The 10751-nt window shown below is 63.2% G+C and carries 9 protein-coding genes and 1 pseudogene; 2 read left to right on the top strand and 8 right to left on the bottom strand.

All coding sequences use genetic code 11. The features are described from left to right. Positions 1-3: 3 nt before the first annotated feature. Positions 4-132: pseudogene (locus AC3WWR_RS30140) on the top strand (outer membrane lipoprotein carrier protein LolA); the annotation flags it as partial. Positions 133-199: 67 nt separating this feature from the next. Here AC3WWR_RS30140 and AC3WWR_RS30135 read toward each other — a convergent pair. From AC3WWR_RS30135 to AC3WWR_RS30125, 3 genes are read right to left on the bottom strand one after another with little or no spacing between them, the layout of a single operon-like run. After that, positions 200-835 carry a nuclear transport factor 2 family protein gene (locus AC3WWR_RS30135; protein ID WP_020801193.1) on the bottom strand — a complete coding sequence of 212 codons (636 nt, stop codon included), beginning with the start codon at positions 833-835 and terminating at the stop codon, positions 200-202. After that, complete coding sequence (locus tag AC3WWR_RS30130; RefSeq protein WP_020801194.1) at positions 835-1608, bottom strand: SDR family NAD(P)-dependent oxidoreductase; 774 nt, start codon at positions 1606-1608, stop codon at positions 835-837. The genes AC3WWR_RS30135 and AC3WWR_RS30130 overlap by 1 nt, the downstream gene beginning before the upstream one ends. Positions 1609-1622: 14 nt before the next feature. Then, positions 1623-2357, bottom strand: a complete 735-nt coding sequence (locus AC3WWR_RS30125) for an SDR family NAD(P)-dependent oxidoreductase (RefSeq protein WP_151142801.1) — start codon at positions 2355-2357, stop codon at positions 1623-1625. A 253-nt stretch (positions 2358-2610) separates the two neighbouring features. Here AC3WWR_RS30125 and AC3WWR_RS30120 point away from each other — a divergent pair, with 253 nt between their 5' ends. Continuing rightward, positions 2611-3444, top strand: a complete 834-nt coding sequence (locus AC3WWR_RS30120; protein ID WP_432668349.1) for an alpha/beta fold hydrolase — start codon at positions 2611-2613, stop codon at positions 3442-3444. Between the two features lie 79 nt (positions 3445-3523). On the opposite strand, the gene AC3WWR_RS30115 is transcribed toward AC3WWR_RS30120, so the two are convergent. The 5 genes from AC3WWR_RS30115 to AC3WWR_RS30095 all read right to left on the bottom strand — a co-directional run bounded on the left by AC3WWR_RS30115 (position 3524) and on the right by AC3WWR_RS30095 (position 10510). Then, on the bottom strand, positions 3524-4756 hold the full coding sequence (locus AC3WWR_RS30115) for an NADH:flavin oxidoreductase (RefSeq protein ID WP_020801197.1): 1233 nt from the start codon (positions 4754-4756) through the stop codon (positions 3524-3526). Positions 4757-4831: 75 nt separating this feature from the next. Further along, positions 4832-6478 carry a DUF1302 domain-containing protein gene (locus AC3WWR_RS30110; RefSeq protein ID WP_179057051.1) on the bottom strand — a complete coding sequence of 549 codons (1647 nt, stop codon included), beginning with the start codon at positions 6476-6478 and terminating at the stop codon, positions 4832-4834. Positions 6479-6573: 95 nt separating this feature from the next. Beyond that, complete coding sequence (locus AC3WWR_RS30105) at positions 6574-8190, bottom strand: FadD3 family acyl-CoA ligase (protein WP_492599303.1); 1617 nt, start codon at positions 8188-8190, stop codon at positions 6574-6576. A gap of 31 nt (positions 8191-8221) precedes the next feature. Beyond that, on the bottom strand, positions 8222-9244 hold the full coding sequence (locus tag AC3WWR_RS30100; protein WP_033043319.1) for a ferredoxin--NADP reductase: 1023 nt from the start codon (positions 9242-9244) through the stop codon (positions 8222-8224). A gap of 78 nt (positions 9245-9322) precedes the next feature. Next, complete coding sequence (locus AC3WWR_RS30095; protein WP_020801201.1) at positions 9323-10510, bottom strand: acyl-CoA dehydrogenase family protein; 1188 nt, start codon at positions 10508-10510, stop codon at positions 9323-9325. Between the last annotated feature and the right edge of the window lie 241 nt (positions 10511-10751).

Raw genomic sequence — 10751 nt, 5'->3', positions numbered from 1 at the left:
GCCATGGATGGCCCAGCGCGGCGACCCATTGTAGGAGCGAGCATGCTCGCGATGGTCGTCAACGATGACGCTGGGCACTTGACACCCCTCGGCGCTCTCAGGTTCATCGCGAGCATGCTCGCTCCTACAGTAAGGGCAGAACCTAGGTGGCCGTTACCGCAGCAACGGATATGCACCCAATCCAGTCCCACCACGGTTTTCAACGCACCCGAATCTTCGGATCACCCGCCCCCCGACGCAGATTGGCGAGGAAACCCTCCAACGGTGCAGGTTCGGCGATCTGCGGCAAGGCATCCTTGTCCGGGCGTTGCGCCCAGAAGGCATCCCAGGACGGAAACAGCTCGTGGAAGGTACCGGCGTAAGGCTCCCGCCCTGGCCAGCGCATTTTCAGGCCGCCGATTGGCGGTTTGTTCAGGTCGCTAGCGTACCAGTAGCACGGCAAGCGGCGACGGAAGCACCAGCGCCCGTCGATCCGCTCGTAGTCGTCCCAGTACAGCATTTGCATGACCACCCACTCGGGACCGGTCTCATGTTCGTTCTTCGAATAGACCACGCCCGTGGCGTGATCGGCATCGCTGAACTCGATGATGTGTTGCCCCAAGTGGTGGGAGGTGCCGTGGAACTGCTTGCGCATGGTTTCGTCCAGCCACGCCTTGAGGTGCGCGCGGCCGCTCTTGTCGCGGCCCACCCGCACGTCCGGGGCGAAGCAGTTGGCCATGGCGTCCATGTCGCGCATGTCCAGGGCCAGGGCGTACTTGCCGGCCAGTTGGCGGATCGCGTCCAGCGACTCCAGGCGGTCGATGCGCTCAAGCAAGCTGTCGTTGTCCTGGTTCATCAGTCGAGCACCGTGTACAGGTCCGAACCGCGTCCGCCGTCCACCGCCAGGCTCGCGCCGGTGACATACGACGCCTCGTCGCTGGCCAGGAACACAATGGCGTTGGCCAACTCCACCGGCAGGCCGACCCGTTTCATCGGGATGACTTTTTCCGTGTTGCTGCGGGTCTTGGCATCGGCCAACATGCCGGCCGTGGCCGGGGTGTCGACCACACCGGGAATGATCACGTTGCAGCGGACGTTGTGCGGTGCACCTTCACTGGCCGCCGCGCGGCTGAAGTTGATCACCGCTGCCTTGGCCGCCGAGTAACCGGCCATCCACGCCGTACCGAACAGGCCGCAGATCGAAGCAATGTTGACGATCGAACCGCCGCCCTGCGCTTTCATCAATTGCATCGCGGTGCGAGTGCCCCAGAAGGTGCCGTCCACGGTGGTGGCGAAATTGGCGTGCCAGTCGGCCGTAGTCATGGTGTCGATGCCGCCCCAGGTGTAGGCCATCGCGTTGTTGACCAGGATGTCCAGGCGCCCGTGACGTTGCGCGGTGGCTTGCAGCGCACCGACGTAGGCCTGTTCATCGCTGACATCGGCGACGGCGATCTCGGCCTGCCCACCCTGGGCATGGATCTTTTCCTGCACGCCCTGCAGGGGCTCGATGCGACGCCCGCACAGCACCACCGTGGCGCCCTCTTCGGCGAACCGCAATGCGGTGGCTTCGCCGATGCCGGAACCGGCACCGGTGACGAAGGCGATTTTTCCTTGTAGACGCTTGCTCATGGGTGACTCCCTGATCAGATAAAGGCCATGCCGCCGTTGACGGCGATGTTCTGCCCGGTCATGAAACTGGCATCTTCGCTGGCCAGGAACACCGCGACCCGGGCAATCTCGTCGGTCTCGCACATACGGCCCAGGGGCACGTTTTTCAGCAGCGCCTGCATGTAGTCGTCAGGGATGCCGGCCATCATCGGTGTGTTGGTCGGCCCAGGCACCAGGGTGTTGACGCGTATGCCACTGGCAGCCAACTCACGGGCGATCGAACGGGTCAGGCCCATCACCCCGGCTTTCGAAGCGCAGTAATGGCTTGGGCCGTCACCGGTCAGTGCGGCGGTGCTGGAGAGGTTGATGATTGCGCCCTTGCGGCCGCCCTTGACCATCAGCTTGGCGCCCTCGCGGCAGCACAGGAAGGTGCCGCCCAGGTTCACGCCGATCACCCGCGCCCAACTTTCGTCCGGCGTTTCGAGGAAGCTGTCCAGCGCGCCCACGCCCGCGTTGTTGACCAGGATGTCGAGACCGCCGAAGTGCTGTTCGGCCTGGCCCATGGCGTCGGCCACGGAGGCGCCGTCACCGACGTTGCAAGACAACGCCAGTACGCTGCCTCCCAGATCTGCCAGGCTCTCGGCCAGGGCTGCCTGGTTCAGGTCGACAGCCACCACCTTGGCGCCTTCGGCGACAAAACCGCGCACGATGGCCTGGCCCATGCCCTGCGCGGCGCCGGTCACGAAGGCGACTTTATTGAGTAACTTCATAGCAATCTCCAAGTCTGCGAATACGCTGCGGCCCGCTGCAATGGAGCCGTCACTTGCATGATTAGCGGCAAGGCCCCGGGCACACATCGTCCGATGGGACTAGCGCCACGTGGTCTGAACGGACGATGTGAACACCCCCGTCTACGCCCAGCATTCGCAAGGCGCGCAACTCGCCAGGCGCTGTTTCCCCTTCGATCCGCTGCAGCGCCTGGCGCGGTTGTGCCTCATGAATCCGCAGACAATGGAGAACCCCATGAACCAACCCGTAGACCTGCCCCTGCCCGTCGGCCATTACGCGACCCTGCCCAACGGCCTGCGCCTGCACTATCTGGATGAGGGCGCAGGCCCCGTGGTGCTGTGGCTGCACGGCAGCGGGCCGGGTGCCAGTGGCTTCAGCAACTTCAAGGGCAACTACCCGCAATTCGTCGCCGCGGGCTATCGCAACCTGGTGCTCGACCTGCCCGGTTTCGGTCGTTCGGACAAACCCGAGGACGTGCAGTACAACCTGGAGTTCTTCGTCGATTGCGTGGCGGCTTTCCTGGAGTCGGTCGGTGTGCGACGTTGCACGCTGCTGGGTAATTCGCTGGGTGGCGCGATCGCCCTGGGTCTGGCCCTGCGCCTGCCGCAACTGGTTCAGAGCCTGATTCTGCTGGCACCCGGTGGTGTCGAAGAGCGGGAAACCTACTTCAAGATGGAAGGTATCGTGCGCATGGTCAGCCTGTTCAGCGCCGGCCCCATCGGCATGGAGGAGATGCGCAGCATGATGCGCCTGCAGCTGTTCGATGACTCGATCCTGCCGGAAAGCCTGCTGCAGGAACGCGTGGCGGTGGCGGTGACCCAGCCGAAGAACCTGTTCAGTACGATGATGGTGCCGAACATGGAAGCGAAGTTGGGTGAAATTCAGTGCCCGATCCTGGGCTTCTGGGGCACCAACGATCATTTCAACCCGGTCAGTGGCGCCCAACGCATCATTGACGGCGCGCCGAACGCCCGCTTCATTGTGCTCAACCGCTGCGGGCATTGGGTCCAGGTGGAACACCGCGAACTGTTCAACCGCAGCTGCATCGACTTCCTGCAGAACGGCTGATCGACAAGCACCACAAAACCTGTGGGAGCGGCGGTGCGGCGATCCCACAGGGTTTGTGGTGTATTGGTTGCCTGGGTTGTTAGCGATCTGCCGCCTTCTGGCTGTTCAATATCGCGTCACCGGGCTGGCCGAGTACGCAAGACGTCCCACCCGGGGTGTACATCATCGCCACGCAGCGGTTGCAGGCGGTGCAGATCGAGTCGCGGCTGGCGCCACTTTCGAGTTTGTTGATGTAGTCATTTTCGGCCAGCAACACCCGGCCCATGGCGACCAGGTCAAAGCCCTCGGCCATGATTTTTTCGATACTCGCCAGGCTCTTGGCACCGCCCAGATAAGCCAACGGCATTTTCACCGCCGCACGCACCTTGCGCGCATGCTCGAGCAAATAGAGTTCACGGAACTCCACCGTCGGCTCCTTGCGCCGCTGGATGGCCATCGCCAGGGCAATGATCTTGTTTTTCTGCTGCACGCGGTTTTCCTTGGGGAACGAGGAGCCGAACATGGTGGTGATCGACTCGGCATTCATACCCGCGCTGAGCACCAGCAAGTGCGCGCCCTCTTCTTCCAGCATGCGGGCAATCTTCGCCCCGTCTTCGGCGCTGTTACCGGCGCGCACGCCTTCAGTGACGCTATATTTGCAGATCACCGCCATGTCGTGGCCGACCGCATCCAGCACCGCCCGCAGCACCCGGCGCGGAAAGCGCAGGCGGTTTTCCAGGCTGCCGCCGTACTGGTCGCGGCGCTTGTTGTACATCGGCGAAATGAACTGGCTCAGCAGGTAGCCGTGGCCCATGTGGATTTCCACGGCATCGAATCCCGCCTGGCGTGCCAGGCGTGCGCCTTGCGCGAAGTCGCGCACCACTTGCTGCATGTCGGATTCGTTCATCGCCTGCTTGAGGAACATGCCACTCATCAGGCCTATCTTGTTGAAACCGCCGCTGGCCGACAGCGGACGCTTGGTCGAGCGCTCGCGGATAAAGGTAAAGCAACCGCCATGGGTGATCTGCGCGCTGGCCAGGCCACCGGCCTGGTGCACACCCTCGGTCAGGGCCTTGAAGTGCGGCAGGCTGGATTGGGTCAGGGTCAATTGGTTGGGCAAGGTACGACCATCGCTGCTCACCGCGCAGTAGGCCACGGTAGTCAAGGCGATGCCGCCAGCGGCCAGGGCCGAGTGCAGCTTGACCAGTTGCTTGGACGGCACGCTCTGGGCACTCATGCCCTCGTTGGTGGCGGACTTGATAAAGCGGTTCTTCAGGGTCAGTGGGCCAATGGTGATCGGGCTGAACGGTGATGGGGTCGGACGAGGATTCATGACAGGCCTCTCTTTATTTTTATCGGGCTAAAAACGAGGGACTGCGTCGCCAGACGCGCGACGCAGCCATGATCATCAGAAGGTGTACTTGGCGTTGAGCGACAGGTAGTCGCGGTCAGCCAGCAGTCGGCCCTGGGCAACGTCCGGCGAACTCAGGTACGCGACATAGGTCATGCCGATCTGGAAGTTGCCCAGGTACTTGAAGTCGCCACCCACGGTCAGGCGCTTCTCGTCGCGGCCCAGGCCCTGATAGGCGCTGCCGTCGACGTTCTGCGTCCATACCACTTTGGTGCTCAGGTCCAGGCCGGTGGCGATGGACGGGTAATCCATGTAGGCGCCGACGCCGAACAGGGTCGAGCCACGGGTCTGGGTCTTCGATTCGAACTGGTCGAAGGTGCCGTCCACGCCGGCCCCGCCACCGGTGATCGTCAGGCTGTCGACCCCGTCGATGTGTTGATGCACCACCTCACCCATGAAGGTGGTCTGCTGGGCGAGCAGGCTTGGCCCCAGGATGTACATGGCGTTGAGGTTGCCCTGCCAGATCTGCCCGGTGGTCGGCGCGCCGTTGTTGAGGTAGACCGAGGCACCATCGCGGTAGCTCAAGTCACCGGCGTACTGCACCGAATCGCCGACCTTGGAGCTGAAACTGACACCTGTCAGCTTGACGTCTTCGAAGTAGCCCAGGCGATAGGACGGCGCGGTGCCGTCGTGCCCGATGCCCTTGAGCGAAGAGTATTGGGTGGTGCCGGTGAAGTCGAAGAACATCGAGCCGATGCGCTCGTTATAGCGGTAATGGAACAGCCCCACTTCGGTGTTCTCGGTGATCCGGTAGCGCACGCCCAGGCCCCATTGGCCGCTGTCGCTGGCGTCTTTTTCACCGGCATAACCGACCGCCAGGCCGTTGGGCAGGCTGTTGACCACCCCGCTGCCCAGGCGATAGAACTCGGCACCGGGACCGAAGGTGTCGCTGCCGAAGTAGTCGCCCACGGGATTGAGCTGGGTCTTTTCCCACTCGTACTGGTAGTAGCCCACCAGCGCGAGGTCTTCGTTCAGCGACCACGACCCGGACACCTGCCCTACCGGCAAGTACGAGTCCTTGGCCTCGGTACCCGGCACGTTGAACTTGGTCGCATCTACCGGGGCCTGGCCCTGGCTGATGTTGGGCCAGAACAGGCTCTCGCCCCAGGCCACCAGATGCCGCCCGGCCTTGAGCGACAGGTATTGGGTCTCGCCGAGCTCGAAGTTGCCATACACATACGCATCGAGCAGGCGCGCCATGCTGCCACTGAGCCTGCGGGTTTCGTCGCTGAAACCATCGTTGTGCCCGGTCTTGTTCACCGTCTGCGGCGAATCGTTGGCATTTTTCTGGTTATAGACATCGTCATAGAACTGGCTGCCACGCAGCACCGCTCCAAGGTTGTCGTGCTTGAGCTGCAGTTCGCCGAACAGGCTCAGGCGGTTATTGATCAACGAGCCGCGCTTGAAGTTGCGCGTGCCGTCGTCGTTGTTCGGATCGTTGAGGTACTGACTCGCCTGCTTGGCGGTACGCATGGAGGCGGTGTAGTTGACCGTCAGCGACGAATCCAGGGTGGTATTTTCCCCCAGTTCGATGCTCGGTGCGGCGCTGGCCGTGGCACTGGCGATGGTGATGGCCGTTGCCAACAGACAGCGACCAACGCTTAACTCTCCCGAATGGCGCGCGACAGTGTTTCCCGTGAACATGCTCCTCTCCTTTTGTTGTTGTTTTTTCTGGTGTCGCCACAGCATGAAAAAAGCCGATGCCGCGCACATCGTCCGTTTGGTGAGATGAGTGCGCCTCATGCCTGGGCGCTATTGGCCACCAGCGCGCGCAGTTCGTTCTTCGCCACCTTGCTCGACGGGTTCAATGGCAAGGCATTGAGGAAGCGCACCTGGCGCGGCACCTTGTAATTGGCCATCTGCTCCCGGCTCCAGGCGATCAATTGCGCCTCGTCGAGCTCTCGTCCTTCACGCAGCACTACACAGGCACACCCGACTTCGCCCATGCGTTCATCGGCGACACCGATCACCGCCACCTGGGCAATGGCCGGGTGCCTGATCAGCGCTGCCTCGATTTCCGCCGGGTAGCAGTTGAAACCGCCGACGATGAACATGTCCTTCAAGCGATCGGTGATGATCAGGTTGCCCGCCCCGTCCAGGCGCCCGACGTCGCCGGTGTGCAGCCAACCTTCGGCGTCGATGGCTTCGCGGGTCGCTTCAGGGTTCCGGAAATAGCCCTGCATGATGTGAAAACCACGCAGGCAGATCTCACCGGTTTGACCGGCCGCCAGCGCCTGGTTGTGCGGGTCGCGGATGCTCACTTCGGTGCCGGCGATCGGCCGGCCGCTGGTGCCGGCAATCACCTGCGCCGAATCTTGTGGATCGCAGATGGTCGCCAGTCCGCCACACTCGGTCAGGCCGTAGGCGGTGGTCACCACGGCGAATCCCAGCTCATTGCGCATGCGCTCGATCAGGCTCGGCGGGATGCTCGTCGAGCCGGTCACCGCGATTCGCAGGCTCGACAGGTCGGTCTGCTTGAGTTGCGGATGGGCCAGCAGCGAGAGATACAGGGTCGGCGCACCGGGCAGGACGCTGATGCGCTCACGGGCGATGCGCTGGAACACCTGTTCGGCATCGAACACCGCATGGGGCAGGATGGTCGCCCCGCCGATCAGGCAGGTTAGCCAACCGGCCTTGTAGCCAAAGGCATGAAAGAACGGATTGACGATCAGGTAGCGGTCCTCTGGTACCAGGCCGAGGACCCTGACGTATTCGGTGAAGGCCCGCAGGTTCTGGCCATGGCCACTCATGACGCCCTTGGGTTTGCCGGTGGTGCCGGAGGTGAACAACAGGTCGCACATGGCCTCGGGGCCGACCGCCATTGCACGGCGCTTGGCGCTGCCGGCATCGATAGTCGCGGCACCCTGCAGGAACTGTGCAAGCGTCAGGTCCGAAGGCTGCTCCGGCGTGTCGCCATCGATGATCACCAGATGTTCGAGGCTGGCCGGCCGATGAGGTGCGAGCAGCGCCGGGTAGTCGACGTCGAGAAAACGCTGCTGGACAAACAACACCCGGCAACCGCTGCGCTCCAGCACATCCGCGGCCTCAAGGCCCTTCATGCGCGTGTTGATCGGCACCAGCACCGCACCGGCGCACTGAGTGCCCAGCGCCGCGAGGATCCAGTCGCCACTGTTTGGCGCCCAGACGCCAACTCGGTCACCGGCCTGGATACCCAAGGCCATCAAGCCCCGGGCGAAGCCCATGACGCGATCGGGCAGATCGGCGTAGTCGATGCATTGGCCGTGTTCTTCAATGGCCGTGCGCCCGGCAAAACGTTCGGCACTGCTGAAGACCAACTGGGCAAGGGTGACAGGGGCAGCGCTCAGGGGCGCGGCAAGGTTCAGGCTCTGATTCATCGTGGGCTCGTGCTTGGCATCATGGAGGGCATCAATCGGGAAAGCGGATACGCAGTTGTGCGCTGGTGGGCACCGCCTGACAGGCAAGGATCCAGCCTTCGGCCAGATCGCCCGCGTCCAGTGCATCGTTGTGCAGCAGTTCGACCTCGCCGCTTTCCAGGGTGCACATGCACGAGGCGCAGCCACCGACACGACAGGCGCTGGGGGGGTTCAGGCCGGCGCGCTCCATGGCAGCCAACACGGTTTCGCCGCTGTCACAGGCCAGTTGGTGATCCTCGCCATCCAGGCGCACCGCCAACTGCGCGGCCACGGCCGCCTCGCTGCTGGTCACCAGGGGCAACTCGCCTTCGCCGGGCAGCGAGACGAAGCGTTCGACGTGCACCCGCCGATCCGGCATGCCGAGACTTTTGAGCGCACTGACCGCCGCGTCCATGAACGGGCCCGGACCACAAATGAACGCCTGGGCATCGATAAACGACCGCGCCAGCTCGGCCAGTTGGCCGACGCTCGGGATGCCCTGCACCGAATCGAGCCAATGGACGATTTGCAGGCGTTGCGGATGAGCGCTGGCGAGGTTTTTGAGTTCCTCCTTGAAAATCACCGAGGACTCATCGCGGTTGGCATAGATCAGCAGGACCCGGCCGGTTCCGGCGAGCAACGCCGAACGCAGGATCGACAGCACCGGGGTCACGCCGCTGCCGCCACCGAACAGCAGCAAGTCACCGTCAAGGCTGCGTGGCACGAACACCCCGGCCGGTGGCAGCACCTCAAGGTTCTGCCCGGCCTGCAACTCGCCGCACAACCAGTTCGACGCGCGTCCCTCGTGCACGCGCTTGACCGTTACTCGCAATGGCTCATCCAGCAACGGCGTGCTGGACAATGAGTAACATCGGGGCAGCCAACCGTCCTCGAAAGGGACGCGCAAGGTCAGGAATTGGCCGGGTTGATAGCGAAAACGTTCGCTTAGATGCTCGGGCACGTCGAACACCAGGGATCGCGCATCGGCGGTTTCCTCGATCACGCGCGCCACGCGCAGGGCAAGATAATTGTTCATAGGTCAGGTACTCATGACCACCTGGCCGTGGATCACGGACAGGTGGAAACCCAAGGGGGCGAAACAGGCTCCGTCGCCTCAGACGTAAGGGTCCGGGTTGGGCAGGCCGAGCATCACCGCGCCGTAGCTGCGCCCGTAGGCCATGTAGTTGTTGGCGATGTGTCCGCGCGCCTGGTGCAGGTCGCGGAACAGTCGTGCCACCGGGTTGGTGTTGTACAGACCCGAAGCGGCCATGCTGCGCAGCAGATCGTTGGCGCGTTCGGCGCAGATGTTGGTCACATAGGCCGACTGGTAGCGATACAACAGACGGGTCTCGGTGTCCGGGTATTCGCCGGCACGGGCCAGGGTCATCAGGTGCTCGTAGTTGCGCTCCAGCACCAGGCGCAGGCTATCGACGGTGACCATCGCTTCGGCCACGGCGGTCTGTGCCACCGGGTCCTCAGCGGTACGGGCGCCGTGCTTGCCGATGTGCTTGGCGGCATTGTCGCGGAACTCGTTGATCGCGCCCTGCAGGGCGCCGATGGCCGAGGTCGAGACGGCGCGGGAGAACACCTGGGCGAACGGGATCGCGTAGATCGGGTTGGTGTTGACCAGGCGCCCGGGTGTCGCTTCGAGGGTCCAATTGTTGGTGCGTTGCACACGATGGGCCGGGACGAATACATCTTCGACCACGATGTCATGGCTGCCGGTGCCGCGCAGGCCCATCACGTCCCAGTTGTGTTCGATCTGATAGTCGTGACGCGGCAGCAGGAAGGTACCGTGCTCGGCGGCCATCTCGCCATCGGGTGGCAGGATGCCGCCCAGGAACACCCACTGGCAGTGTTCGCTGCCGCTGGAGAAACCCCAGCGCCCGCTGATGCGGTAACCGCCCTCGACCACCGTGACCTTGGCCGCCGGCATATAGGTCGAGCAAATCAGCGCGCTGTGGTCATCGGCCCAGACTTCGCGCTGCGCCTCGATCGGGTAACGCGCCAGCTGCCAGGGGTGAACGCCCATCACACCGTAGATCCAGGCTGTGGACATGCACCCTTCGGCGAGGATGGTCTGGATTTCGAAGAAGGTGCGCGGGTCCACTTCATAACCGCCGAACGCCTTTGGCTGCAAGGCCCGCAGCAGGCCGGCGGACTGCAACTCGACGACGCTCTCCACCGGCACCTTCAAGTCCTTGTCGGCCTGCGCCGTGCGTGCCTTGAGTGCCGGCACCAGGCTGCGTGCCCGTTCAAGCAGATCACGTTCGTCCTGGGTCTTTTCTCGCATGCTGTGCATCACTCAATTCTCCCGATCTCACTGCGCCACTGCGCCAGTTGTGATGGATCATCGGATTGAGCGGGGAATCATTCATCGTCAAAGCGGACTAGGGGTGCTTTGGTGGACAGCCTACCGGGGTATTTACGGGGTACATATCCGTTGCTGCGGTAACGGCTACTTATGGTTTCGCCCTTACGGCGAGTCACTTTCGAAAAGCGCGAAAGTAACCAAAGCGCTCTTGCCCCACCACTCGGTGCCT

The organism is Pseudomonas sp. EB271-G4-1 (assembly GCF_058791355.1).
This window is presented reverse-complemented; position numbering and strand designations above follow the sequence as displayed.

Bases quoted from the DNA above. Each gene is read 5' to 3' on its own strand.
- AC3WWR_RS30135 (WP_020801193.1), bottom strand. From the start codon at position 835: ATGAACCAGGACAACGACAGCTTGCTTGAGCGCATCGACCGCCTGGAG.
- AC3WWR_RS30130 (WP_020801194.1), bottom strand. From the start codon at position 1,608: ATGAGCAAGCGTCTACAAGGAAAAATCGCCTTCGTCACCGGTGCCGGT.
- AC3WWR_RS30125 (WP_151142801.1), bottom strand. From the start codon at position 2,357: ATGAAGTTACTCAATAAAGTCGCCTTCGTGACCGGCGCCGCGCAGGGC.
- AC3WWR_RS30120 (WP_432668349.1), top strand. From the start codon at position 2,611: ATGAACCAACCCGTAGACCTGCCCCTGCCCGTCGGCCATTACGCGACC.
- AC3WWR_RS30115 (WP_020801197.1), bottom strand. From the start codon at position 4,756: ATGAATCCTCGTCCGACCCCATCACCGTTCAGCCCGATCACCATTGGC.
- AC3WWR_RS30110 (WP_179057051.1), bottom strand. From the start codon at position 6,478: ATGTTCACGGGAAACACTGTCGCGCGCCATTCGGGAGAGTTAAGCGTT.
- AC3WWR_RS30105 (WP_492599303.1), bottom strand. From the start codon at position 8,190: ATGAATCAGAGCCTGAACCTTGCCGCGCCCCTGAGCGCTGCCCCTGTC.
- AC3WWR_RS30100 (WP_033043319.1), bottom strand. From the start codon at position 9,244: ATGAACAATTATCTTGCCCTGCGCGTGGCGCGCGTGATCGAGGAAACC.
- AC3WWR_RS30095 (WP_020801201.1), bottom strand. From the start codon at position 10,510: ATGCACAGCATGCGAGAAAAGACCCAGGACGAACGTGATCTGCTTGAA.